20 protein-coding genes are annotated in these 26257 nt (G+C 65.1%); 12 read left to right on the forward strand and 8 right to left on the reverse strand.

Going from position 1 to position 26257, the window contains the following annotated elements:
* Positions 1–155: 155 nt before the first annotated feature.
* The 12 genes from RBA41_RS16480 (at position 156) to RBA41_RS16535 (ending at position 15233) form a co-directional block, all read left to right on the forward strand.
* Complete coding sequence (locus RBA41_RS16480; protein WP_306625178.1) at positions 156–1793, forward strand: TldD/PmbA family protein; 1638 nt, start codon at positions 156–158, stop codon at positions 1791–1793.
* A 15-nt stretch (positions 1794–1808) separates the two neighbouring features.
* Entirely contained in the window at positions 1809–3146 is a 1338-nt protein-coding gene (locus RBA41_RS16485; RefSeq protein ID WP_306625179.1) for a TldD/PmbA family protein, read from the forward strand.
* 60 nt (positions 3147–3206) lie between these two features.
* On the forward strand, positions 3207–4844 hold the full coding sequence (locus RBA41_RS16490; RefSeq protein WP_306625180.1) for a TldD/PmbA family protein: 1638 nt from the start codon (positions 3207–3209) through the stop codon (positions 4842–4844).
* A gap of 14 nt (positions 4845–4858) precedes the next feature.
* Positions 4859–6196 (forward strand): TldD/PmbA family protein, encoded by a 1338-nt coding sequence (locus tag RBA41_RS16495; protein WP_306625181.1) that lies wholly within the window; start codon positions 4859–4861, stop codon positions 6194–6196.
* A gap of 14 nt (positions 6197–6210) precedes the next feature.
* Positions 6211–6831 carry a DUF4159 domain-containing protein gene (locus RBA41_RS16500; protein ID WP_306625182.1) on the forward strand — a complete coding sequence of 207 codons (621 nt, stop codon included), beginning with the start codon at positions 6211–6213 and terminating at the stop codon, positions 6829–6831.
* Between the two features lie 2 nt (positions 6832–6833).
* The gene (locus RBA41_RS16505; RefSeq protein WP_374709560.1) at positions 6834–7832 is read left to right on the forward strand and encodes an AAA family ATPase; all 999 of its coding nucleotides are present in this window, start codon (positions 6834–6836) and stop codon (positions 7830–7832) included.
* 7 nt (positions 7833–7839) lie between these two features.
* Positions 7840–8727 (forward strand): DUF58 domain-containing protein, encoded by an 888-nt coding sequence (locus RBA41_RS16510; RefSeq protein WP_306625186.1) that lies wholly within the window; start codon positions 7840–7842, stop codon positions 8725–8727.
* Positions 8724–9707, forward strand: a complete 984-nt coding sequence (locus tag RBA41_RS16515) for a BatA domain-containing protein (RefSeq protein ID WP_306625188.1) — start codon at positions 8724–8726, stop codon at positions 9705–9707. Before RBA41_RS16510 ends, RBA41_RS16515 begins: the two co-directional genes overlap by 4 nt.
* Entirely contained in the window at positions 9691–11646 is a 1956-nt protein-coding gene (locus RBA41_RS16520; protein WP_306625189.1) for a DUF4175 family protein, read from the forward strand. The genes RBA41_RS16515 and RBA41_RS16520 overlap by 17 nt, the downstream gene beginning before the upstream one ends.
* Complete coding sequence (locus tag RBA41_RS16525; RefSeq protein ID WP_306625191.1) at positions 11643–13199, forward strand: hypothetical protein; 1557 nt, start codon at positions 11643–11645, stop codon at positions 13197–13199. The genes RBA41_RS16520 and RBA41_RS16525 overlap by 4 nt, the downstream gene beginning before the upstream one ends.
* Before the next feature lie 385 nt (positions 13200–13584).
* Complete coding sequence (locus RBA41_RS16530) at positions 13585–14166, forward strand: hypothetical protein (protein ID WP_306625193.1); 582 nt, start codon at positions 13585–13587, stop codon at positions 14164–14166.
* 188 nt (positions 14167–14354) lie between these two features.
* On the forward strand, positions 14355–15233 hold the full coding sequence (locus RBA41_RS16535; protein WP_306625194.1) for a DUF817 domain-containing protein: 879 nt from the start codon (positions 14355–14357) through the stop codon (positions 15231–15233).
* Between the two features lie 62 nt (positions 15234–15295).
* Here RBA41_RS16535 and RBA41_RS16540 read toward each other — a convergent pair whose 3' ends face one another.
* The 8 genes from RBA41_RS16540 to RBA41_RS16575 all read right to left on the reverse strand — a co-directional run bounded on the left by RBA41_RS16540 (position 15296) and on the right by RBA41_RS16575 (position 26116).
* Positions 15296–17773: a TonB-dependent receptor plug domain-containing protein gene (locus tag RBA41_RS16540; RefSeq protein ID WP_306625196.1), complete on the reverse strand. Its 2478-nt coding sequence runs from the start codon at positions 17771–17773 to the stop codon at positions 15296–15298.
* 231 nt (positions 17774–18004) lie between these two features.
* Positions 18005–18778, reverse strand: a complete 774-nt coding sequence (locus RBA41_RS16545) for a spermine/spermidine synthase domain-containing protein (RefSeq protein WP_306625198.1) — start codon at positions 18776–18778, stop codon at positions 18005–18007.
* A gap of 46 nt (positions 18779–18824) precedes the next feature.
* Positions 18825–20153, reverse strand: coding sequence for a sensor histidine kinase (locus tag RBA41_RS16550; protein ID WP_306625200.1), 1329 nt, complete (start codon positions 20151–20153; stop codon positions 18825–18827).
* 8 nt (positions 20154–20161) lie between these two features.
* Positions 20162–21496, reverse strand: coding sequence for a sigma-54-dependent transcriptional regulator (locus tag RBA41_RS16555; RefSeq protein ID WP_306625201.1), 1335 nt, complete (start codon positions 21494–21496; stop codon positions 20162–20164).
* A 31-nt stretch (positions 21497–21527) separates the two neighbouring features.
* Complete coding sequence (locus tag RBA41_RS16560) at positions 21528–22766, reverse strand: ABC transporter permease (protein WP_306625203.1); 1239 nt, start codon at positions 22764–22766, stop codon at positions 21528–21530.
* Positions 22767–22776: 10 nt separating this feature from the next.
* Positions 22777–24090 (reverse strand): ABC transporter permease, encoded by a 1314-nt coding sequence (locus tag RBA41_RS16565; protein WP_306625204.1) that lies wholly within the window; start codon positions 24088–24090, stop codon positions 22777–22779.
* Between the two features lie 9 nt (positions 24091–24099).
* Positions 24100–24816 (reverse strand): ABC transporter ATP-binding protein, encoded by a 717-nt coding sequence (locus RBA41_RS16570; protein ID WP_306625206.1) that lies wholly within the window; start codon positions 24814–24816, stop codon positions 24100–24102.
* Between the two features lie 31 nt (positions 24817–24847).
* A complete protein-coding gene (locus tag RBA41_RS16575; protein WP_306625207.1) occupies positions 24848–26116 on the reverse strand; it encodes an efflux RND transporter periplasmic adaptor subunit in 1269 nt (422 codons plus the stop codon).
* Between the last annotated feature and the right edge of the window lie 141 nt (positions 26117–26257).

A 26257-nucleotide genomic window follows, 5' to 3' on the forward strand; every position in this document is an offset into this window, starting at 1 on the left:
CAATCTTTGCGTATTCTTTTGGCCATTTTGCTGGTAAGGTTCTTTCTGATTTTCGTTCAGGCCCGTATTCGGCATGGTTCAGGTGAGCTGCAAAACAAAGCGCGTTCGCGCAGTCCGGCGGGCCGCTACCTTCGTGGTCAGTGTTAGGAGATACTATGGAACGACGTGCTTTTCTCAATATCAGCGGCCTGGCATTGGGCACGATGCTGGTGCCGGTTTTCGGCAACGCCATCGCCGCTGAAGAATTACTCAATCCCCTCGCGGCAAAGTTCAAGAAGACCCTGGCCGACGTGGCCCTTAACGCCGCCACCGGCGCCGGTGCCAGCTACTGCGACGTGCGTATCGGCCGCTACCTGAACCAGTTCATCACCACGCGCGACCTGAACGTCGAAAGCGTGACCAATACCGAATCGGCCGGCGTGGGCGTGCGTGTGCTGTGCAACGGCGCCTACGGCTTTGCCGCCACCTCCGACATGTCGCCCGATGCGGTGGCCGGCGCCGCGCGCCAGGCGGTCGCCATCGCCAAGGCCAACGCCAAGCTGCAATCCGAACCGGTGCGCCTGGCGCCCGTGAAGGGCGTGGGCGAAGTGGCCTGGGCCACCCCGGTCAAGAAGGACTGGCGCACGGTTCCCATCAAGGAAAAAGTCGAGCTGCTGATCGCCGCCAACAAGGCCGGCATGGACGGCGGTGCGAGCTTCATGCAGTCGCTGATGTTCCAGGTGAACCAGCAAAAGTATTTCGCCTCGACCGATGGCTCCTACATCGACCAGGACGTGCACCGCATGTGGATGCCGGTGTTCGCCACCGCCGTCGACAAGGCCACCAACAAATTCCGCTCGCGCCAGGGCTTGTCCACGCCGGTCGGCATGGGTTACGAATACCTCGAGGCGCGCGCCGAGGACAAGATCAAGGCCGCCGGCGGCGTGTGCACCCTGTACAAGAATTCGTACGACCTGATCGAAGATGCGCGCGCCTGCGGGCGCCAGGCCAAGGAAAAGCTGACCGCCAAGTCGGTCGCGCCGGGCAAATACGACCTGGTGCTCTCGCCCGAGCACCTGTATCTGACGATCCACGAGTCGGTAGGCCACCCGACCGAACTCGATCGCGTGCTGGGCTACGAGGCCAATTACGCCGGTACCAGCTTCGCCACCCTCGACAAGTGGGAAACGAAGAAATTCAAGTACGGCTCCGAGCGCGTCAACATCGTGGCCGACAAGGTCGCGCCAGGCTCGCTGGGCGCGGTCGGCTATGACGATGAAGGCGTGCCGGGCAAACGCTGGGACATCATCAAGGACGGCATCCTGGTCAACTACCAGGCCACCCGCGACCAGGCCCACATCATCGGCGAGAAGGAGTCGCACGGCTGCTCGTACGCCGACAGCTGGAGCAGCGTGCAGTTCCAGCGCATGCCCAACATTTCGCTGCAGCCGGGTAAAGCCAAGCTCACGCCCGACCAGATGGTCAAGGATGTCAAGAAGGGCATCTACATCGTCGGCGCGGGCTCGTTCTCGATCGACCAGCAGCGCTACAACTTCCAGTTCGGCGGCCAGCTGTTCTACGAAATCAACAACGGCAAGATCGGCGCACCGCTCGAAGACGTGGCCTACCAGTCGAACACCCAGGAATTCTGGAACGCCTGCAGCGCCATCTGCGACGAGAGCGACTGGCGCATGGGCGGCTCCTTCTTCGACGGCAAAGGCCAGCCAAGCCAGGTCAGCACGGTGTCGCACGGCTCGAGCACGGCCCGCTTTAACGGCATCAACGTCATCAACACCGCACGCAAGATCGGCTAAGCCAGGGAACCGCATATGAAAGTTCTGACTCAAGAAGAAAGCAAGCGTATCGTCGAGCGCGTCATGTCGCTGACCAAGGCGGATGAATGCACCGTCCGCGTTTCCGGCGGGCGCACCGGTAACATCCGCTATGCGCGCAACAACGTCTCGACCGCGGGGCTGGTGGACGACGCCTCGCTGGTGGTGCAGGTCGCGTACGGCAAACGCCAGGGCACCGCCAGCATCAATGAATTCGACGATAAGTCGCTCGAAAAAGTCGTGCGCCGTGCCGAGGACCTGGCGCGCCTGGCGCCGGAAAACCCGGAGTTCATGCCGGCCGTCTCGAAGCAGGCGTACAAGGCGTCGGAGACGTTCAGCCGCGCCACCGCCGCCATCGATCCCGAATTCCGCGCCCAGGCCGCGGCCTACAGCATCGAGGCAAGCCGCAAGAACAAGCTGGTATGCGCCGGCTTCTTCACCGACAGCCACTCGTTCCAGACCATCGCCAATTCGAACGGCGTGTTCGGACACCAGGAAGAGACCAACATCGACTTCACCTGCACCGTGCGTACCGAAGACGGGCGCGGATCGGGCTGGGTCAAGCGTTCCGCCACCGACGTGGCGCGCTTCGATGCGCGCGAAGCATCCGACGTGGCGATCGAAAAAGCCCTGCGTTCGGTCGACGCCAAGGCGCTCGAGCCGGGCCGTTACACGGTCATCCTGGAGCCGGCCGCAACGTCGGACCTGATCGGCTTCATGCTCGGTGGTTTCGACGCGCGCCAGGCCGACGAGGGCCGCAGCTTTTTGTCGAAGAAGGGCGGCGGCACGCGCCTGGGCGACAAGCTGTTCGATGCGCAGGTTAATATCTGGTCGGACCCGTGGGACAAGGATGTGCCGGTCATGCCCTGGGATGCGGGCAACATGCTGGCGCGCGAGCGCATGAACCTGATCAAGGATGGCAAGGTATCGGCGCTCGATTATTCGCTGTTCTGGGCGAACAAGAAAGGCGTGCGCGCCATTGGCGCGCCCGGGAATATGATCATGGGCGGGACCAGCAAATCGACCGCGGAACTGATCGCCAGTACCAGGAAGGGCGTGCTGGTCACGCGCACCTGGTACATCCGCGAGGTGGACCCGCAGTCGGTGCTGCTGACCGGTTTGACGCGCGACGGCACGTTCTACATCGAGAACGGCAAGATCAAGTATCCGATCAAGAACTTCCGCTTCAACGAAAGCCCGGTGACGATGTTGAACAATATCGAGGCGATCGGCAAACCGCAGGTGATCGCGGGCGACGAGGTGCCGTATTCGATGCTGATTCCGCCGATGAAGGTCAGGGATTTTAACTTTACGTCCTTGTCGGACGCAGTGTAATTGTGGCTTTCGCGCGGGCGCTGGTCCTGCGCGGAGGCATGCAGCAAGCAGGAGTAAACAGTGGAACGACGTACCTTCCTCAGAATCAGCAGCGGCGCCGCCGGCGCGATCATGGTGCCCATCTTCGGCAACGCCATCGCGGCCGAAGAATTAATGAACCCGGTCGCGATCGCGTTCAAAAAGTCGCTGGCCGACGCTGCGATGAACGCCGCCACCAAGGCCGGCGCGAGCTACTGCGATGTACGCATCGGCCGCTACCTGAACCAGTTCATCACCACGCGCGACCTGAGCGTGGAAAACATCGTCAATACCGAATCGTCCGGCGTGGGCGTGCGCGTGATCGCCAACGGCGCCTACGGCTTCGCTTCGACCAACGACATGTCGGTAGATAGCATCGCCGCCGCCGCGCGCCAGGCGGTCGCCATCGCGCGTGCCAACAGCAAGCTGCAAAGCGAGCCGCTGCGCATGGCGCCGGTCAAGGGCGTGGGCGAAGTGGCATGGGCCACACCGTTTACGCGAGACTGGCGCACGGTGCCCATCAAGGACAAGGCCGATATGCTGATCGCGGCCAACAAGGCGGGCCTGGACTCGGGCGCCAGCTTCATGACCTCGACCCTGTTCCAGGTCAACCAGCAAAAGTACTTCGCCTCCACCGACGGCTCCTACATCGACCAGGACATCCACCGCCTGTGGGCGCCGCTGACCGCCACCGCCGTCGACAAGGCCAGCAACAGGTTCCGCACGCGCGACAGCCTGGCCGCACCGGCCGGCATGGGCTACGAATACTTCGACGCCCGCCCGGCCGACAAGATCAAGGCCGCCGGCGGCGTCGCCACGCTCTACACCAGGTCCTACGATATCGTGGAAGACGCGCGCGCCGCCGGCCGCCAGGCGCGCGAAAAACTCGGCGCCAAGACGGTCGAGCCGGGCAAGTACGACCTGGTGCTCTCGCCGGAACACCTGTTCCTGACCATCCACGAGTCGGTCGGCCATCCAACGGAACTGGACCGCGTGCTGGGCTACGAAGCCAATTACGCCGGCACCAGCTTCGCCACGCTCGATAAATGGCAGACCAAAAAATTCAAGTTCGGCGCCGACCGGGTCAACTTCATCGCCGACAAAAACGAACCGGGTTCGCTCGGTGCAGTGGGCTACGACGATGAAGGCGTGCCGGCCAAGCGCTGGGACATCATCAAGGACGGCGTGCTGGTGAACTACCAGGCCACGCGCGACCAGGCCCACATCATCGGCGAGAAGGAGTCGCACGGCTGCTCGTATGCCGACAGCTGGAACAGCGTGCAATTCCAGCGCATGCCGAACATTTCGCTCGCCGCCGGCAAGGAACGCCTCACGCCCGACGAGATGATCAAGGACGTCAAGAAGGGCATCTACATCCTCGGGCGCGGCTCGTACTCGATCGACCAGCAGCGCTACAACTTCCAGTTCGGCGGCCAGCTGTACTTCGAGATCAAGAACGGCAAGATCACCGGCCCCCTGGAAGACGTGGCCTACCAGTCGAATACCCAGGAATTCTGGAACGCCTGCAGCGCCATCTGCGACCAGCGCGACTGGCGCATGGGCGGCTCGTTCTTCGACGGCAAAGGCCAGCCCAGCCAGGTCAGCGCGGTCTCGCACGGATCTAGCACCACCCGTTTCAACGGCATCAACGTCATCAACACCGCCCGCAAGATCGGCTAAGGAGAAAGAGCAGCATGAAACAGCTGAACCAGGAAGAAGCAAAACGCATCTGCGACCGCGTGCTCGGGTTTTCCAAGGCCGATGAATGCCGCGTGGTGCTCAACGGCACCCGCACCGGCAATATCCGCTACGCGCAGAACAGCGTGTCGACGGCGGGCCTGAACGAAAACATGCAGCTGACCGTCAGCGTCGCCTTCGGCAAGCGCCAGGGCACCGCTTCGATCAATGAGTTCGACGACAAGTCGCTCGAAAAAGCCGTGCGCCGCGCCGAAGACGTGGCCCGCCTGGCGCCCGAGAATCCGGAATTCATGGCGGCGATCGGCAAGCAGGAGTACAAGGCCTCGAACGCGTTTGCCCGCGAGACCGCCGCCATCGACCCTGAGTTCCGCGCCGAAGTGGCGTCGCACAGCATCCTCGCGGGGCGCAAGAACAAGCTGGTGACGGCCGGCTTCTTCGTCGATAACACCGGTTTCGAGACCATCGCCAATTCGAACGGCGTGTTTGGCCACCACGAATTCACCAACGTCAGCTTCACCTGTACCGCGCGCACGGAAGATGGCCGCGGTTCCGGCTGGGTGACCCGTTCGGCCAATGACGTGCGCAATTTCGATGCGCGCGAAGCTTCGGCCGTGGCCATCGAAAAGGCGCTGCGCTCGGTCGACGCCAAGGCGCTGGAGCCGGGCCGTTACACGGTGATCCTGGAGCCTGCCGCCACGTCGGACCTGGTCGGGCGCATGTTCGGCGCGTTCGATGCGCGCCGCGCCGACGAAGGCCGCAGCTTCCTGTCGAAAAAAGGCGGCGGTAACCGCCTCGGCGAAAAGCTGTTCGACGAACAGGTCAACGTGTGGGCCGACCCGTGGAACAAGGACGTTCCGGTGCGCCCATGGGACACCGAATCGATGCTGCCGCGCGAACGCACCGACATCATCAAGAATGGCAAGATCGTCTCGCTCGACTATTCCCTGTTCTGGGCCAACAAGCAAAAGATGAAGGCGCGCGGCCGTCACGGCAACATGATCATGTCGGGCGGTAGCAAGTCGCTCGACGAGTTGATTGCCTCGACCAGGAAGGGCATCGTCGTCACCCGCACCTGGTACATCCGCGACGTCGATCCGCAATCGCTGCTGCTCACGGGCCTGACGCGCGACGGCACCTTCTACGTCGAAAACGGCAAGATCAAGCATCCGGTCAAGAACTTCCGCTTCAACGAAAGCCCGGTTTCAATGCTCAACAACCTCGATGAACTGGGCAAGCCGCAGATTCTCGGCGGCGACGGCATGAACTTCCAGATGATGATCCCGCCGATGAAGATCCGCGACTTCAACTTCACGTCGCTGTCGGACGCGGTGTAAGGCGGGACCGGGCGATGCGCAGCTACGATTTCTACTTCACGCGCCTGATGTACGAGTCGGGCGACTGGGACGTGGACATCCGCATGCCCAGCAACGTGCTCAATTCGCTGGTGGAGTACACCACCCTGCGCGTCGATCCGGTGGAACGGGTGATCGCGCTGGCCGATGCCAAGATGCTCGAGTCGCCCTTCTGCTACCTGGCCGGGCACAAGCTGGTGCAATTCACGCCCGCCGAGCGCAAGAACTTCGAGCGCTACGTGCGCGGCGGCGGCTTTGTGTTCGTCGACGACTGCAACCACGATATCGACGGCCTGTTTGCCAAGTCGTTCGAGGCAGAACTGGCGCGCATCTTCGGCCCCAAGGCGTTGAGAAAAATCCCCAACAATCACCCGGTGTATTCGAGCTTCTTCCAGTTCGACGGTCCGCCCAACACGGGCAACGAACTCAATGGCTGGGGCGACGACCTGGTACACGATTACCTCAAGGCGATCGAAATCAACGGGCGCGTGCGGGTGCTGTATTCGAACAAGGACTACGGCTGCGAGTGGGATTACGACTTCCGCAACAAGCGCTGGCTGGTCGTCGACAACACCCGCTTTGCGGTCAATATCATTCAGTATGCTTTGGGAGCGTGACAGTGTCAGTAGCCTGGGAAGAGAAAGAAATCGCCGATCTGACGGCCAAGATCGGCGCGCTCAAGGCGAGCATGTCGAGCGTGATCATCGGCCAGGAGAGTGTGATCGAGTCGCTGATCATCTGCCTGCTGGCCGGCGGCCACGCGCTGGTCGAGGGCGTGCCCGGGCTGGGCAAGACCTTGCTGGTCAAGTCGCTGGCGCAGGCCACCGACCTTAAATTCCAGCGCGTGCAATTCACGCCCGACCTGATGCCGTCCGATATCATCGGCACCGAAATCCTCGAAGAGAACCAGGCCACCCGCCAGCGCGTGTTTCGCTTCCAGCCTGGTCCCGTGTTCACCCAGGTGCTGCTGGCCGACGAGATCAACCGCGCGCCGCCCAAGACCCAGTCCGCGCTGCTCGAAGCGATGCAGGAGCGTGCGGTCACCTTTGCCGGCGTTACCCACCGCCTGGAAAAGCCGTTCTTTGTCCTCGCGACCCAGAACCCGATCGAGCAGGCCGGCACCTATCCGCTGCCGGAAGCGCAGCTCGACCGCTTCTTGCTGCGCATCGACGTCGGCTACCCTACCGAAGATGAAGAGATGATGATGGTCTCGCGCACCACCCACGCGGGGCTTGCCGACGCACCGCGGGTGATGGACGTGGACAGTTTGCTGCGCCTGCAAAAGCTGGTGCGCGACATCGAAATCGGCGAGCATCTGCTGCGCTATGCCACGCGCCTGGTGCGCGCCACGCGCCCGCAGGACACGCATGTTTCCGCCGTCATCAAGCATGTCGGCTGGGGCGCCGGCCCACGCGCCGGGCAGGCGCTGGTGCTGGCCGCCAAGGCGCGCGCGCTGATGCACAACCGCCTGGCCGTCACGCGCGACGACATCGGCGCGATGCTGTTGCCGGTGCTGGCGCACCGCGTGCTGCGCAACTTCGAGGCCGAAGCCGACGGCGTGGCCATCGCCGACATCCTGCTCGCCCTGCGCGCCGAGATCAAGGCCGACAAGGATTAGCCATCGCATGCTGTCGACGTCCGCGCTGCTCGCGCACACCAATGACCTGAACCTGATCATCCGCCATGTGCTGGCGGGGCTCGGTCACGGCATCCATGCGGGCCGCGAGCGCGGTGCGGGCGTCGAATTTTCCGAATACCGTGCCTACGCGCCGGGCGACGAATGGCGCCGCGTCGACTGGAAGCTGCTCGCGCGTGCCGACCGTTACTACGTGCGCGAGGCGGAGCGCGACAGCCACGTCGCCGTCTGGCTCTGGCTCGACGCCACCGCATCGATGGCCGAACCGAGCCGCAGCGGTGTGTCGGGGCTCGACAAGCTCTGGTACGCGCGCACCATCCTGGCCTGCATCGCCGCCGTCGCCCAGCGCCAGGGCGACGCCTTCGGCCTGGTCATCTGCAGCGGGGAGCGCGTGCAGTTCACACCCGCCGCGCGCGGGCCGCGCCAGATGCAGCGCGTGCTGGCCCAATTGCAGCGCACTCAGGCCGGCGGCACCCTCCCGAACAGCGAGACCCTGCGCGCCAGCATGCCGTTCGTGCGCGCGCCGGGCCTGGTGTTCGCCGCCAGCGATTTTCTCGACTGGCCTTCCGGCCAGGCCGAAGCCCTGCTGCGCCTGCGCCGCATGCGCCACGACGTGCGCCTGCTTTGCCTGCAGACGCGGGCCGAGTGCGACGCCAGCTTTCCGCCCGAAACCACGTACCGCGATCCCGAAAACCCCGATGGCGTTTTCCGCTTCGCGCCCGATACGGTCGGCGTGTACCGCAAGAACCGCGACGAGCACTTCGCCCGCATGCTGGCGCAATGCCGCAGTAACGATATCCCGGCGCTGGCCGCGTGCATCGAGCAGCCGCTGCCCGCCGTGCTGCGCGCGTGGCTGCGCCAGGGCGGACGCGCATGAACACCCTCTGGTGGCTCGGACTGGGCTTGCTGGCACTGCCGGTGCTGTGGCACCGCCAGCGGCGCCAGCGCATCCGCCAGGAGCTGCTGGCCACGGCGCGCTTCCTGCCGCGTGCCGATCCACAGCAACTGCGCGTGTGGCGCTGGACCGAGCGATTGCTGCTGCTCGCACGCTGCCTGCTGATCGTCGCCGTGGTTGCCTGGCTGGCCGACCTGGTGCTGCCGTGGCGCCGCGACGCGGTGCTGATAGCGGCCGGTACCGACAGCGTCTGGGCCGAGCGCCAGATCAAGCAGGCCGGCTTGTACGATGCCAGCTGGGTCGCGGTGCCCAGCGGCGATCCCTTCGCCTGGCTGGCGCGCCATGACCGCGAATGGCGCCCCGATGCGCGCCTGCTGGTACTCGGCAACGTGCCCATGCCCGCCATGCTGCCACGCTCGCGCCACCGGGTCGAGGTGCGCAGCAAGGCGGCGGCGTTCGCAAGCACCGAACAGCGCGTCGTCGTCGTCAGCAAGCGCGCCGCGCAATGGCGCACCATGTTCGCCGCGCTTGACGGACCGCGCCGCTACAAGGTGGACGACGCGCCGGACGGCGCCGCCGAACTGGTGGTCTGGGACGTGCCGCAAGCGCCGCCCGCAAGCCTGCGCGCGCCGCTCTGGTGGGCCGGCGACGAATCGTCTTTTCCGGAACTGAAAAAGGCCGCGCAGGCCGACGGCATCCGTTATGCCGACAGCGCGCGCGGGCGCGTCTGGGCATCGAATGCATGGCCGCCGGCAGGCCCGCAGGCCGCGCGCCGCTTGTTCGAGAGCTGGCAGCGCCTGCATTACGCACCCGTGCCCTACACCATGCCGTCGCAATCGATCGCGCCGACGGCGTCGGCCACGCCATCTCAATCCAGCGGCGCCTTGCGCTACCTGCTCACGCTGATCCTGCTTGGCTTGTTTGCGGTGGAACGGATACTGGCCCATGCAAGCCGACGCTGACATCATCGACCAGTTGCAGTTCGCCGCCACGCGCCGGCGCGCGCCGCTGTGGATCGCGGTAATCCTGCCATGGGTGCTGCTGCTGTCGTTCCCCGGCATCGTGCTCTGTAGCGCGTGGGCGGTATGGGATTGCCGGCGCCTGCGCGCGCGCGTGCGGCGCCACTGGAGCGGCTGGATCGATGCCACCGTGCCCGCGCTGGAAGACAGCAGCGCGCTGCTGGCGGGAGCCACCAGCGCCATCGGCCAGCTCCAGCGCCGGCGCCTGCTGGCGCGCATCGCCACCGTACTCACCGACGACGTGCTGGCGGCGATTGCCAGGGAGCGGGTGCGCTTCGATGCGCGCTGGTTCGCGTTAAGCGTGTGCGCGGCACTGGCCCTGTTCGCATGGCGCCAGGTGCAGGCCTTGCCGCCCACGCCGCACGAAGTCAAAGCCCTGATTGCGAAGCAGACCAGCGAGATCACCGTGCGCGTGACGCCGCCCAAATACACGGGCGTGGCCATGTCCGTTGGTGCGCCGCGCGAACTGCAGGTGCCGGAGCACAGTGTCGTCGAATGGTGTCTGCGCGCTCCACAACCGGTGGATACGCCCATTGAACTGAGCGACGGCCAGTCGCTCAAAATAGGCCGCGCATGCGCGCGCTGGAATGCGACGGAGTCGGTGTTCTGGCGCTGGCGCGGTGCGCGCTACAACCTGCGCGTAATTCCCGACCAGCCGCCCGAGGTCAGCATGTCCGCGCCGCGCGAGATGATCCACACGCTCGCGCGCGAGGCTGCCAGCGCCACCATCACGCTGGCGGTGCGCGACGATTACCAGGTCCGCCGTGCCACCCTGCACCTGACACTGGCGCGCGGCAGCGGCGAGAACATCCGCTTCAGCGACCGCGAACTGCCGCTGCCCGAGTCGAGCGACCCGCGCACGCGTACCTGGAACAAGCAATGGACGCTGGCGGAACTGGGCATGGAGCCAGGGGACGAACTGTATTTCTTTGTGCGCGCGACCGACAATGCCGAGCGAGCGCACACGACCGTCTCGCCCACCTACACCCTGCGCCTGCCCGGACCGGTGGAAGAGAGCGACGAATCGTCGGCGCAGCCGATGCTGGTCAAACCCGAGAACCTGCGCAGCCAGCGCCAGATCATCATCGACACCGAGCAGCTGCTGGCCGACCTGAAAGCGACGCCCGGCATGAACCCGGCCACCGTGCGCTCGCGCAGCGAAGCCATTGCCGACGACCAGGCCCAGTTGCGGCGCCGTTACGGCCAGTTCCTCGGCGAGGAGTCGACCCTGTTCGGCGGCGAGGAGCATCACGACGAGGACGAGAAGCATGACGTGGTCGCCGAGTTCGGCCACATGCACGACCAGGCCGAAAACGCGACCCTGTTCGACGAGTCGACCAAGAAAATCCTGCGGCGCGCCCTGAGCGCCATGTGGGACGCCGAAAAAGCCCTGCGCGCGATCGCCCCGAAAACTGCACTGCCGCCCGAACACAAGGCGCTCGATGCGATCAAGCAGCTGCAGCAGGCCGACCGCATCTACCTGCACAAGACCGCCTTTGTGCCGCCCGCGCTCAAGGAAGACATCCGCATGACCGGCGATATCGTCGGCGCCAAGAGCTACCGCCGCGAACAGGGCGCTCCGGCCGTGCCGATTCCCGACGGCGTGCGGCGCCTGATCGAAGCGCTCGATGGCGACGGCGCCTTGCCGGCCCTGTGGAGCCGCGACGCGCACGCATGGATTCGCGAGCGCATCGCCAACGAAGAACAGCGCCTCGAAGCGCAGCGCGCCGTGCAGGACGTGGCAGACGGCTGCGCCGCGTGCCGTCCGGTGCTGCGCGCCTGGCTGCGCGGCGCCATTACCCAGGCGCCGGTGCTGTTGCAGGCCAGGGCTGTCCCGCAAACCCCATTTACCCGCGCCCTGCGCAACGGAGTTCCCCGATGATCGCTGCCGGCCTGATTTTTTTGATGGGCATCGGCAGCGCCGCGGTGTACTTGTGGCGGCGCCAGTGGATCGACGCGCTGCTGATCGTGGTGGCCGCGGCGGCGCTGGGCGTGATCGTCGGCGACTTCCCGATGCCGGCCGGGGTGGCCGCCACGCTGTCGATCGATTCCGAGGCCGAGGCCATCGACCTGAACGAGGCGGCGGCGGTGAGGCTCATTGGCGATGGCCTGAGCGCCGCGCAATGGCACGACCTGCCGGCGCGGCCCCTGTTGTGGGAGACGCCCACCAGCGAGGTACTGCACCTGGATTTTCCGCGCGAACTGACCCTCGGGCGCATGTTCGCGCTGACCGTGCGCCGCAGCCAGGCGGCCAGCTGGCGCCTGCAGCTGCTGGCCGAGAACAAGCAGGTGATCGCCGATGTCGCCGGCGACGGCGCGGCGCTGACCGTGCAGTGGCTGCCACCGGTGGCCGAAACGCTGGTACTCAGTGCGCGCATGCTCGATGGCAGCGGCAAGGTGATGGCGCACGGCCCGGTGCCGTTTTCGGTATCGGCGCCGGTGCCGCTGCAGGTGTTGGGGCGCTTCGGCGCGCCGTCGTTCGATGCGCGCGCGCTCAACGATTTGCTGGTCAACAGCCATGCGGCGCTGGACTGGCAGGTCACCCTGGGCAAGACCGTCACCCGCGGCGAAAGCCCGGCGGCGGGCCTTACGCAGCCCAATCTGCTGGTGGCCGACGCCGCGCACATCGAGCATCTGGGCGACGGGGCACGGGCAGCCTTGCTGGCCCAGGTGGCGGCGGGCATGCCGCTGGTGATCCTGGCGGCGAACGCGCAGGACAAGCAGGTGTGGGCACGCGCCGTGCGGCTGGAATTGCGGGAACAGGCCGACGCCCGGCCTTCCGGCACGCCGCTGGCGCTGGCGTCGGCGCCGCTCAATCCGGTGGCGGCCTCGGGCCCGTGGAGCGTGGCGGGCGACAGGATCTGGACGCGGCCGTGGGAAAAGGGCCGCATCGTCTGGCTTGGCGTCGCCGACTGGCACCGCTACGCGATCAGCGAGCCGCAGGCGCTCGGCCTGTGGTGGCAGGGGGTGCTCGACCGCGCCGGCATCGAGCGGGCGCAGGACGTGGCCTGGCTCGACCCGCAGGAGATGCCGCTGCCCGGCCGGCGGCTGGAAGTGTGCGCGCTCGGCGTGCAGGGCGACGTCACCTTCCCCGAACTGAAACAGACGCTCGCCTGGCAGCGCCGGCCGGACAAGGCCGACGCCTCCTGCGTGGCAGTATGGCCGCGCAAGGCCGGCTGGCTGGCGATGCACGCCGGCGGCGCGAAGCCGCAGGCCGGCAAGCTGTATGTGTACGACAAGGCCGACTGGCCCCTGTGGCAAAAGGCGCAGCGCCGCGAAGCCACCGCGCGTTATGCTGCGCGCACGCCGGCACCGGCGCAAACGGGCACGGTGCCGGTGCCGGCGTGGCCGTTTGCGCTGCTGTTCGCGGCGGCGATGCTGCTGCTGTGGTGGCGCGAGCGGCGCTATGAGTCTGCGCGGCATACAGTTGGTTAAATGAAACAGGAACCTGAGGACGGAGATTGGCCGGATTTTTGTCCTGCGAGCTTCCACTCGGCCTGCGCCCTGGCCAGTCTTGGCATGCTAAATTGCCGGAACCCCGGACGTTTTTCACCCAGCCCGCTCGTCGTCGTTCGACAAGTTGACCTTGTCCGCCTTTGGATTTCATCAGTTTCTGCCACGCAGGCTCCCGCCCGTCTGAACGCACTTTCAGTTCCAGAATTCACGGTTCCACGATAACTGGAATCGCGCTGATTCAGCTCACATGGATTGCCTCGCATCCATCGTTGCCCCGATGCCGCGACGCCCCGATGATGGTATGGCTTGTTCCAGCAAGTTCGACCAAACCACTGCGGCCATCGGGCCGTTTCGGGAGTGAAAAATGATGAAATCGTCAATCAGGGCGGCCGTGTTCTGCACGTTGGCTGTGGTACCGCTGAGCACATTGGCAACGGAATATTGGATCAACTTGCCGGCCAAGGCCGGCTTGCTGCCCGGCGACGAACTTTATTCGCCAAACAAAAAATATGTGTTGACGCTGCAAGCGGGCGACGGCAACCTGGTCGTCTATCGCAAAGCCGACATGAAGCCGGTATGGGCGACGTATGCGTATAACGGGAAATTCGCAGTCGTGCAGCCAGATGGCAATTTTGTTGTGTACGACACGGCGGTGACACCGGCGCTTGCGGTCTGGAGCACAGGCACCTGGGGCCCAACCTTCACCGACGATGTGCACCTCTATCTGGAAGACAGTGGGGCGCTCGTTCTCAAACGCGAGGGCGTGTCGACCTGGCGTTCCAAGTCCGATCTTTCGTGCTCGGGAGGCGGCAACATACAGTTTTTCCCGATATGCATTACGAACGGCTCGCTTCGGTGGACTGAGTCCGTCCCTGTCTGCAGTTGGGCGGAGGCCCTTGAATATGGGCGGCAGAAAGGCTCGGCGAGGGCTGGAGCATGCAGATAAGGGTTCGCGGCAATCTCCCTATTGTCGGCCGACAATGAGGGGCAGCGACACAACCCGGAACAGCCAGACAAGGGGAGTGTTGCTGCCTGCACCGCGCTGGGGCCGGCGCGGCGACCGGCTTCGGGTATGATGCCGTTGCCAACTTGATCATCCCGTCTTCACGCCGTCACCCTGGAGTTTTCATCCGCATGGCCGCCCACATTCTGTCCCGGCTGTTTTCGTTGCGCCCAAGCGCGGTCGATGCGCATCTGCTGGCATTTCATCCCCGGCCCGGGCTCACCGGCCTGTCGCGCCTTGGCGTGGAATTTCTCTACTTCGGCATGAAGGAGGCGCGCGCCTGCCTGTTCGTGGGCCTGTTCTTTGCGGCGGTGTTTTTGGTGCCGCGCGCGGGCCTGTGGGGCATCCCGCGTTACGACCTGCTGCTGGTCGTCGCTCTTGCCATCCAGGGCTGGATGATGTGGGCAAGGCTGGAGACGCGCGATGAACTCATGGCGATCACCTTGTTTCACCTGATCGGCTTTGCGCTGGAAGTGTTCAAGACCTCGGGCAGCATCCAGTCATGGTCCTACCCGGACTTTGCGTACACGAAGCTGTTCGGCGTGCCGCTCTTTGTGGGATTCATGTATGCGGCCGTCGGCAGCTACATCATCCAGGCATGGCGTCTGTTCGATTTGCGGGTCGTGCATCATCCGCCGCACTGGATGGGTGTGGTGATCGCGCTCCTCATCTACGTCAATTTTTTCACGCACCACTACATCGGCGACTATCGCTGGTATGTGGCGGCGTGCGCGCTCGGGCTGTATGCCAGGTCGACCGTCATCATGCGCCCGCTCGACGTGGAGCGCCGCATGCCTTTGCTGCTGGCCTTTGTGCTGATCGGCTTTTTCATCTGGCTGGCCGAAAACATCAGTACATTTTTCGGCATCTGGAGGTACCCCAACCAGCTGGGCGCGTGGTCGATGGTGCATGTCGGGAAGTGGAGCTCGTGGTCCTTGCTCGTCGTGATGACCTTCACGATCATCGTCAACCTCAAGCACATCAAGGCGCGCATTCACGTGCCGGCATAGACAGTGAATGAAAAAAGGCCACGCCGTCGCCGGCGTGGCCTTGTCATGCGAGGTAGAAAAGCTTAGAAAGCCCAGTCAAGCTTCGCGTACATCTGGCGGCCGTTGATGCCGATCGGGCAGGTTTCCCAGCAGTGGGTGAAGCCCAGTTGCGGGAACGGTGCGGCCTTGGTCTTGTCCCACTCGGTCGGGTAGGTGTCGAACAGGTTGTTTACACCGATCGATGCGCTGATCTTCTTGGTGAAGGCATAGCGCAGCGACATGTCGACCAGCCACTTCGCTTCCCAGGTCTGGATGTATGGGGCGGTAAAGCCCTGGCCCTGCACGGCGCCGTAGTAGTTGGCGCGGGTGTTCACGTTCCATGGGCCGGTGGTGTAGTCGGCCGCGAGCACGTGCTTCTTGCGCGGCTGGCCGCGTTCGATCAGGGTTACTTGCGCGTCGTCGAACAACTGGGCGCCGGTCAGCACCGGCGACTGCGATTTGCGGGCCTTGACTTCGGTCTTGCTGAAGCTCATCTGGCCGGACAGCACCAGGGTCGAGCCGCTCCACTTGGTGGTGTGCTCGGCCACCATGTCCAGGCCATCCGTGGTGGTGTCGATCGCATTGGTGAAGAACTGGGCCTGGCCGACCTTGAGCGGATCGAGGATCGACTTGATCGGGCACTTGGATGCCGGCACGCAGGCGCCGGATTCCGGTGCGATATTGCTCGAGAAGACGATGCGGTCGTCGATGTCGATGCGGTACAAGTCGGCGGTCACCGAAAAGTTGGGCATCGGGCGCACGATCATGCCGATGCTGGCGCTCTTCGAGGTCTCTTCCTTGAGCGGGGAGATGCCGAAGGCACGCGTGACCGGGCTGCCTTCGCGCGCGGTCAGCGTTTCGGTCAGCACGCCGGCCGAATTGAGGTTGGTCGACACGGAGCTGTAGAACTTCTGCTGCACGCTCGGTGCGCGGAAACCGGTGGACACGCTGCCGCGCATGCCGAACTGGCGCGACGGATCGTAGCGCATGCTCAATTTGCCGGTGGTGGTGTTGCCGAAGTCAGAGTACTTTTCAAAACGCATCGCGGCTGCGACCAGCAGCTTCTCGGTGATGTTGTGTTCCGCATCGAGATACAGGGCGATGTTGTGACGGCCCTGGTCAACTTCGGTGCCCGGGGTGTAGCCAGGGAAGCCTTGCGCGCCGGAGGCCGCGATGCCGCCGACCTGGTCGAAGATCTTGATCGCCGGGTTGTTGGTGCGGCCGTACTGGTACGAGACCGGGTCGCCCGCTTCGATGGCGTAGTTGTCGCTGCGGTACTCGAAGCCGGTCGCCAGCTGCACGGTGCGGTCGCCAAACTTGATCGGGCCGCGGATGTCGGCGTTGAAGGTGGTCTGGTTGAATTTCAGCTTGCCGGTATCGGCTTCCAGCGGCGATTCGGCATAGATGCCGCCACCCGGTTTCGGCTCGTACCAGTAGCTGACGTTGATCGAGTTACGTTCATGGAAACCGAGTTCGCTGCGGCCGTGGTTCACGCTCACGTCGAACTTCCAGTCGTTGGCCAGCTCGCGCTTGTAGCCGACCGCGAACGAGACGTCTTTCACCGTCGTCAGGATGTTTGGCAGGTAGCCGTTCGGGTACACGGCAGGCACGGTGCGGCCGTCGCCCGGCGAGCGGAAAAAGCCCGCCGAGTCGCCGGTGCGCTTGGAGATGCCGCCGAAGGAGTAGATTTCGCTGCTGTCGTCGATCGGCAGCGCCGCGTTCCACCACAGGTAGGCGTCTTTCGCCAGGCTGTCGCCGATGCGCTGGGTCACGCGCGGCGGGTCGACCCGCAGGGTGTCCGGGCCGGCGCGGTTGGTTTCGTTGCGGCGGCGGCCTTCGACCGACAGGTTCAGGTAACCGTTTTCACCCAGTTTGAAGCCCTTGTTGGCGCTGCCGGAGATCAGGTCGCCGTCGCCTTCGGACGTGGTGCCGACGCTGCTGCTCAATTGCGTTTCTTTGGTCTGGGTCTTGAGGACGATGTTGATCACGCCGGCGATCGCGTCGGAGCCGTATTGGGCCGCCGCGCCATCGCGCAGCACTTCGATGTGGTGGATGGCCGACAGCGGAATGGCGTTGATGTCGGTACCGGCCGAGCCGCGTCCGACGGTTTGCTGCACATTGACCAGCGCCTGCTGGTGGCGGCGCTTGCCGTTCACGAGCACCAGCAGCTGGTCGGGACCGAGACCGCGCAGGGTCGCAGGGCGGATGATGTCGGTGCCGTCGCTGATGAACGTCGACGAGAAGTTGAACGACGGGTCCAGCGTTTGCAGCAGCTTGCCCAGTTCCAGCGGGCCTGCGGTCTGCATGTCTTTGATGTTGATCAGGCCGACCGGCGCGGCGGTGTCGAGCGAGGTCTTGGCGGTCGAACGCGAACCGAGGATCACGACGGAAGCGGGGGTGTCCTCGCCACTGCGGGCGGCGGGGGCAGTGCCCTGCTGCGCGTAGGTGCTGTTCAACGCGAGCAGGAGGGCCGATGCGAGCAAGGTGCGTTTGAGGTGAGGGCTGCCTGGGTAATTCGTCATGTAGATGTCTCGTTTCTTTTCATTTTTAGGGAATTCACTGGACACACCCTCGTGGGGCCAGCCAATGTGAAACGATACTACCTGACGAGTTTTGACACGTGCAACGAGTCATGACAGAGTGTTGTAAATCCGTGCAATGGCAGCAATATTGCGTGCTTCAATTCATAAAACGCTGTAATCTCGACTACGTACACCGCGCGCGCGAGTCACTTATACGCTGCCGTTATATGCTTATTCCTGCTGGTCCTGCATCCATCCTTTCAACCCGGCGACCCAGTTCTTGGCGGGCAGGTTCATGCTCTTCTTGATGGCGCCCGCGCGTTCGTACAAGACCGAAAAATCGATCGACGGCGCGCGCTTGAACGCCAGCACGACGATGTTCGCGTCATGCACTTCGGGCAGCCACACCACGGCGTCGAACACCAGCTCCATGTTCTGCAAATTCTTGTCGTAGTTCGAAAAGTCGCCGAATACATTGGTGGTCATGATGCCGTCGTCGGCCAGGCAATCCATGCAGGCCTGGTAGAACTCGGGCGAGTCGAGCACGGGCCCGCGCGCGTCCTCGTCGTACAGGTCCACCTGCAGCACGTCGACCGTGCCGTGGTTGGCCGCGTCGAGCACGAAATCCATCGCATCCATCTGGCGCACGTCGAGGCGCGCGTCGTTCGGCGGCAGGCCGAAATGCGCGTGGCAGATGTCGATCACGTTGGGATTGAGTTCGGCCACCGTCACGCGCGCCGCCGGAAAGCGCTGGTAGCTGAACTTGGTCAGCGCCGCGCTGCCCAGGCCCAGCTGGACGATGTGCTTCGGATTGTCGAGGAAGAGCATCCACATCATCATCATCTGCACGTATTCAAGCTCGATGTTGTCCGGCTTGGCCAGGCGCATGGCGCCCTGCACCCACGAGGTGCCCAGGTGCAGGAAGCGCACGCCCTTGAATTCGGTGATGGTGGCCGGCGGGTGGCCGGGCGCGTCGAAACGGGAGGAAGCAGGGGTGTCGGACATCGCTGGAGGGGTAGAAAATGGAACCAGATCTTACCATTGCGCCCGCTTAGGCCGGCAGGATCAGGGTCACCGTCAGGCCGCCGCCGTCGCGGTTGCCGAGCGTGATGCGCCCGCCGTGCGCTTCGGCGATTTCGCGCGCCAGCGCCAGTCCCAGGCCGGTGCCACTGCGCTTGGTCGAGTAGAACGGCACCAGCGCATTGGTCAGCACGGCGTCGTTCATGCCCTGGCCGCGGTCCATCACCTCGATGCGCAGCATGCCCGGCGCCAGGCGCACCTGCAGGGTCACGTCGGCGGCCGGCGAACCCGATTCGTGGGCGTTCTTGAGCAGGTTGAGCAAAGCCTGTTCCATCTGGGCCGGGTCGAACCTGGCCGGTTCAGGGGGCAGCGTGCCGGCTACCGTCAGGCCGACCTGCGACGCCAGCTGGCTGACGAAACCCGGCCAAGGGCATTCTTCGATGCGCGGCGACGGCAGCTTGGCGAAGCGCGCGTAGCCGAGGATGAAGCTCTCCAGGTGACGCGTGCGCTCTTCGATCGTTTCAAGGATCTGCGGCAGGCGTTCGGTCTGGCCGCGCCGCACCAGCTCCGCACCGGAATGGGCCAGGGAGGTCAGGGGCGCGAGCGAATTATTCAGTTCGTGGCTGATGACGCGAATGACTTTTTTCCAGGTCTGCACTTCCTGGCGCCGCAGTTCGTGGGTCAGCTGGCGCAGCAGCAGCAGTTCGTGCTTGCGGCCATTGAGGCTGAAGCTGCGGCGCGCCAGGTGATACACCTCTTCGTCCTCGCCGTCGCCGGCCGTGAACAGGCCGTCGCCGCCGCGCGCCAGCGCTTCCACCAGCGCGGGCGAGGCCTGGCTGAGGATCTCGGAGAGGCGATGGCCTTCGAGTTTGCGGCCGTCGCCCAGCATCTGGCGCGCCGCCAGGTTGGCGTACACGATCGCTCCGGCGCCACCAGCACCGTCACCCACGAGCAGCATCGCCACCGGTGTGTTCTGGACCATGGTATCGAGCAGCAGTTCGCGCTGCACCAGTGCCAGGCGCTGTTCGCGCAGCACATTGCCGAGCGCGTTGTGGGCAGCCACCAGGTCGGCCAGTTCATCGTTCTGGGGCCAGTGCAGGCTGAACGAAAAGTCGCCATCCTTGTAGCTGGTGACGGTGCCTTCGAGCGCGCGAAACAGCGACAGGATCGGGGCGATCTGGGCGCGCATGGTAATGACCGCGATCGGCAGAACGCATGTCAGCGACAGGGCCAGCACCAGTAGCGCACGCCCCGGCAGCAGGTGGTCCAGCCCGAGCGCGATGAGGATGCCCAGTGCCAGCAGGGTGCCGACCAGGGCGGTCCAGCGGGTGACCAGGGACAGGCGCAGCGGGGTATGCATAAGCATCGCTAGCGTGCGATCCCGAGGCGCTCCATGCGCCGGTACAGCGCCTGGCGCGACAGTCCCAGGTCGGCCGCCGCCTGCGCCACCACGCCGTTGGCGCGCGTCATGGCACCGACGATGGCGTCGCGGTCCGGCTCCACCTCGGTGCTGGCGGCAACCGTGGGCGTCAGCGGCAGGCCAAGGTCGGTGGCCTTGATGATGTCGCCGCCCGCCAGCAGGCTGGCGCGCGCCATCACGTTTTTGAGTTCGCGCACATTGCCCGGCCAGGCGTGCGCCAGCAGCGCGGCCTGGGCGCAGTTATGCAGGCTCTTGCCGCGCGCGAGAAAAGCGGCCGCCAGCGGCAAGATGTCGGCCGGCCGCGCCGCCAGCGCAGGCAGGCGCAGTTCGATCACGTTCAGGCGGTAGAACAGGTCTTCGCGGAAGGTGCCGGCGCGGATCATCGCGCCCAGGTCGGCGTTGGTGGCGCTGATCACGCGCACCTTCACCTGCCGTTCGCGGTTCGACCCGAGGCGCTCGAAGCGCCCCGTTTCGAGCACGCGCAAGAGCTTCATCTGGCCGGCCAGCGGCAGGTTGCCGATTTCATCCAAAAACAGGGTGCCGCCGTCGGCCGCCTCGAACTTGCCTTCGCGTGCGCGCGAGGCGCCGGTGTAGGCGCCCGCTTCGGCGCCGAACAGTTCGGCCTCGATCAGTTCGGCCGGCAGGGCGCCGCAATTGAGCACCACGAACGGCCCGTCCGCCACCAGCGAATTGGCCTGGATGATCTCGGCGATGCGCTCCTTGCCGGTGCCATTGGGGCCGCTGATCAGCACCGGCACGTCGGCCCGCGCCACCTGGCAGGCCAGGTGCAGGATGCGTTCCGTGGCTGCGTCCTGCCATACCATGCCGCGCAAATCGAAACCCTGCTCCAGGTCGCGCCTGGCGCGCCGGTCGTGCTGCACGCGCTGCTGCAAGGAGCGGTTGGCCTGTCCCAGTTCGATCAGGTTCGTCACCGTCGCGATCAGGCGGTTGTCGTTCCACGGCTTGGACAGATAGTCGGCCGCGCCCGACTTGACCAGGTCGACCGCCGCATCCAGATGGGTCCAGGCGGTCAGCAGGATCACCGGCAGGTCGGGGTGGCGCTTGCGGATTTCGCGGAACAAGGCCGTGCCTTCCTCGCCCGAGGTGGTGTCGGCCGAAAAGTTCATGTCCTGGATGACCAGGTCCACGCAGGTGGCGTCCAGGATGGCCAGGCCTTCTTCGGGTGAGGTGGCGCGCAGCGCTCCGATGTCGTGCAGCGAAAACAGGACATCGAGGGCGATGGCGACGGCGGCGTTGTCGTCGATGATCAATACAGTAGGCATGGCCGCTAGCATACCATCGGAACGCACCTTGTCAGGCACTGCGGGTGGCCGTGGCCGGCGAAATGGAGGCGGCGCGAAACGCCGGTCCATACACCGCGCAGATGCCCAGCGCCCAGAACACGCCGGCGCCCACCGCAAGGTACGCGATTGGCAGCCTGGCCATCTCGAGCTGGCTGACCAGCAGCTGGTTCAGCGCCACCGACGCCAGCACGCCGCACAGCACGCCCACGCTGGTGATCATGAAGTTCTCGGTGATGAAGTAGCGCAGGATGTCGGCGCGGCGCGCCCCGAGCGCGCGGCGCACGCCGATCTGCTTGCGGCGCTGCGTGACCCACAGGCTGGCCATGCCGACGATGCCGCTGGCGGTGATGAGCAGCAGCAGCACGCTGACCCCGATCAGCATCCACGACAGCGCCACGTCGGCGCGGTAGCGCTCCTTGCGGTCCTTGCTGACGGTCTGCATGGTGATGATCGCGCGGCCCCGGGTGCTGGCGCGCAGCGCCGCTTCGGCCTCCTTCATGACCCGGTCCAGCTGCCCCGCTTCGGCGCGCACTGTGTACATGACGGTGCTGAACGTCCTGCGTATCGGCACGATGAGCGCAAACTCGCCGCGCTCGCCCAGTTCCGCGTTCTGCGACTGCAGCGTCGCCACGACGCCGACCACGGTGGCGGCGTTGGCGTCAGGGGCGTTGCCGAAGTAGAGCGTCTTGCCGAGCACCTGCCCAGCGCCCGGCCACAGCTTGGCGGCCAGCGCCCTGGTGACCAGCACCGATTTGGGAAACAGCGTTTCGGGAGAGGTATTGCCGTCGATCTCGACCAGTTCTTCCGGTTTCAGGTCGCGCCCCTCGACCAGTTGCAGGCCCCAGGTAGCGACCAGCGAATCGCTCGAATAGTACATCGAGCCGGGCGACGTTTCGGTGCCGGGGGCGCGCGATGCCGTCACGCTGGTGGTCCAGCCGGAGCGCGAAATCGGGGCCTGGCTGGCAAACGCCGCCGATGCCACGCCGCCGACGGCGCGCAGGGCTTGCGTTTCGGCCTGCTGGCGCGCCAGCTGCTCCTGGTGGCTGCCCTCGACCAGGTGGCGCATTTTGATGTGAAACACATCGCTCTCCGCGGCGATGCCGCTCGGGCGCGCCGCCACGGCCTGGCGCACATTGACGATGTGCAGTGCGTTGGTGAGGATGGCGAGGCTGATCGCCACTTGCAGCGCCACCAGGATGGCGCCGGTTTTGCTGCGCAATAGCGCAGAGAGGATGGGATGGATTTCCATATTTATGACCTTACTGCGATTTGAGTTGAATGGCCGGCGTGACCTGGCAGGCGCGCCAGGTCGGCAGCAGGCCGGCCAGGATGGCCGCGCCCAGCGACAGCACGAAGGTCGCGCCGAGCATCTGCCAGTCCATGTTGGCGACGATCCGCAATTGCTCCGATTGCATGCGGATCAAGGCGAGCGCACCGAATGCCAGCGCCAGTCCGAGCAGGCCGCCGGCCAGGCCGACCACTGCGGTCTCGGTCAGGAACTGGCGGAAAATCTCCTTGCGCGAGGCGCCCAGCGCACGCCGGATGCCGACCTCGGAGGAACGCACCGAAAATTTGGCCAGCAGCAGGCCGATGGTGTTGACCAGGCAAAGCAGCAGGAAGCCGAACGCCAGCCAGGCCGCAAGGCGGTTGTCGTTGCCCACCACCTTGCGGTATTCCAGCCACTGCATGACGTCGAACAGCTCATTGGGCTGCTTGCGCTTCAGGCGTCCCAGCTTGCGCTGGGCGTCGGCGTAGTTGTTCAGATAATCCTGCAGTTCTGCGCGTCCGGCGCCGGTTTTGGTCTCGAAGAAGACCTGCAGCCAGGTGCACTCCGACTTGAGAAAGCCCTGCCAGCCCGGATCGGTGCGCCCCTGGCAGCTGATGCTGCCTTCCGGGTTGGCTTCATGCCGGATCGCGGTGGCGAACGGGATCATGATCTCGTCTTCCCGGCTGAAGGCGCCGCCGCCGATCAGCTTATAGAACTTCGGTACCGGCAGCCACGGCTTGCGCACGCCGACCACCTGGAATTGCGCATCCATCAGGCGGATGCGCTTGCCGACGGGGTTGACCGCGCCGAACAGCTTTTCGGCCAGTGCCTGGCTCAGGACCACCACATCGGCGCCGCCACGCTCGTCGGCGTCGCTCCAGGCGTGCCCGTACAGGAAGGGCACGTCCATCATCGCGAAAAAGTCGCGCGTCAGGGCCATGCCGGTGACCGACATCACCGGCATGTCCTTGCGTTCCGGCTCGAGCGGGGCGGCCACGCCGTACAGTACCGTGCGGCGTTCGCCATGCCCATCCCTGAGAAAGTTCATCGCGTCCATGTAGGTCGATTGCGGATCCTCGTGGTCCAGGTCCTGCGGGTTGAAGCCTTCCAGTTCGCCGTTGTCGATTTTCGGCACGAACAGGCGCTCGCTCTTGTGCGGAATCGGATTGCTCGACATGACGTGCAGGATGGTCAGGGTCGATACGCTGGCCGCCACGCCGATGGCCAGGGTGAGCACCATCAGCGCGGTGAGCGCCGGGTTGCGGCGCAGGCTGCGTACGCCCAGCAGAAAATAGTACGAAAACATGGATGCTCCTTATGCGACCTGGCCGGATACCCGGGCCCCGGCCAGGGTGGACGGCTTGCGCACCAGGTCCGACACCTGGCCGTCGATGATGTGCACGTTGCGCTGCGAACGCACCGCCAGTTCCGGGTCATGGGTGACCATCAGGATGGTGGTGCCCTGGGCGTTGATTTCTTCGAGCAGTTCCATCACGCCGCGCGCCATCTGGGTGTCGAGGTTGCCGGTCGGTTCATCGGCCAGCAGCAGCTTGGGCGAGCCGGCCAGGGCGCGCGCGATCGCCACGCGCTGCTGCTGGCCGCCGGACAGTTCGGCCGGATAATGCTTCATGCGCGAGGCCAGGCCGACCTTGGACAGCGCGTCCTCGATGCGCTCCTTGCGTTCGGCGGCGTTGAAGCCCCGGTAGCGCAGCGGCACGTCCACGTTGTCGAACAGGGACAGGTCGGGAATCAGGTTGAAACCCTGGAAGATGAAGCCCAGCTTTTCGTTGCGCAGGCGCGAGCGGGCGTTGTCGTCCATGCCCTTCACGTTCACGCCGTCGAGCACATACTCGCCGTCGGTGAATTCTTCGAGCAGGCCGGCGATGTTCAAGAAGCTGGTCTTGCCGGAGCCGGAAGGGCCGGTGACGGTGACGAATTCGCCCTGTTTCACGTCGATCTCGAAGCCGCGCAGCGCGTGCGTTTCGATCATGTGGGTGCGGTATACCTTGCTCAGATTGGTCATGCGCAGCATGGACGGTCCTTTCGTTGGGAATCGGTTGATATCAGTTGTTGATCGAGACGCGTGCGGCGTTGGCGAAGGTGTCGGTGCCGGCGATGACGACCTTGTCGCCGGGTTTCAGCCCAGCCAGGATTTCGACCGACGACACGCTGGTCGCGCCCAGCTTGATCGGGGTGCGCACGGCCACGCCGCCCGCAAGCACGTAGGCGAAGCGGCCCCCTTCGTTCTCCACAAACGGGCCGCGCGGCAGCAGGATCACGTCGCGCTTTTCTTCGATCAGCAGGCGCGCGCTGACGCGCTGGCTCTGGCGCAGGCCCTTGGGCTGGGCGCCGTCGAAGCGCACCCGCGCCAGCACCTGGTTCTTGACCACTTCGGGCGAGAGGGCCGACAGCTTGCCGCCGGCAGTGGCATTGCCGAGCGCGATCTCGGCGCTCATGCCCAGGCCCATGTCGTCGACATAGGTTTCCGGGACTTCGAGTTCGACTTCGAGGCGCGACAAATCCACCAGCGTCATGAGCGCCGCGTTGGCCGCCACCACGCTGCGGTTCTGCACCGACAGCGTGCCGATGAAACCGTCGACCGGCGCGCGCACGGAGAGTTCATCCACGCGGCGCTGGGCGTTGGCCATCGACAGGCGCTGGCGATCGAGTTCGGCCACCTTGGTTTGCAGCGCCAGGCCGACGTCGTCGCCTTCCAGCGCGGCCGCCTGGGACGCATGGCGCGCCCGGATGCCGGCCGAGTTGAGTGCGTCCTTCGCCTTTTGATAGTCGATCTTGGCGATGATGCCTTCCTGGGTCACGCTGTCGTAGCGCTCCAGGGTGCGCTGGGCCGACAGGCGGTCGATCTCGGCGGTATCGGCTTCGCGCTGGGCCAGCAGCTTCTGTTTTTTGGCCAGGATGCGCTGGCGTGCCACTTCCGCTTCGAGCTGCTGGTAGCTCGATTGCTCGCGCTTGAGGGCATCGGACAGGTCGGGCGATTCGAGCAGCGCCAGGACCTGGCCTTTTTTGACCGTGTCGCCGGCGGCCACCTGGAGCGTGACCGTGGCCGGCGCGCTGGCGTACAGGGTGGGACTGACGGCAGCCACCACGCGCCCGTTGACCGTGGCGTCGCGCACCAGCGTGCCGCGGGTGACTTCGGCCACGCGCAGGCGCGCAGCGCTGACCGCATGCTCGCTGGTGCGCCAGGCCGACAGCAGCAGCGCCACGCCCCCCAGCGCGCCTAACGCCACCACGGCGGCCACGATGCGGCGCCTGGTTTTCTGTGCGGGCGGCGCGCTGATGGTGGCGTCCTGGGAAGAGGTATCTCGGATCATGGTTGTTGTCTGAACAGTAAATGACAACATCTAAGCAGGAAGCGTGCCAAGTGCCAAGTGATTGATTCATAAGGGATTCGGATATCGATGCGGGGCTGTCCGCGCCGTCCGGACGCGGCGTATGGACAGCGCCCGGACAGT

This window comes from Massilia scottii, from assembly GCF_030846495.1.
GTDB classification, from domain to species: Bacteria; Pseudomonadota; Gammaproteobacteria; order Burkholderiales; family Burkholderiaceae_D; genus Telluria_A; species Telluria_A violaceinigra.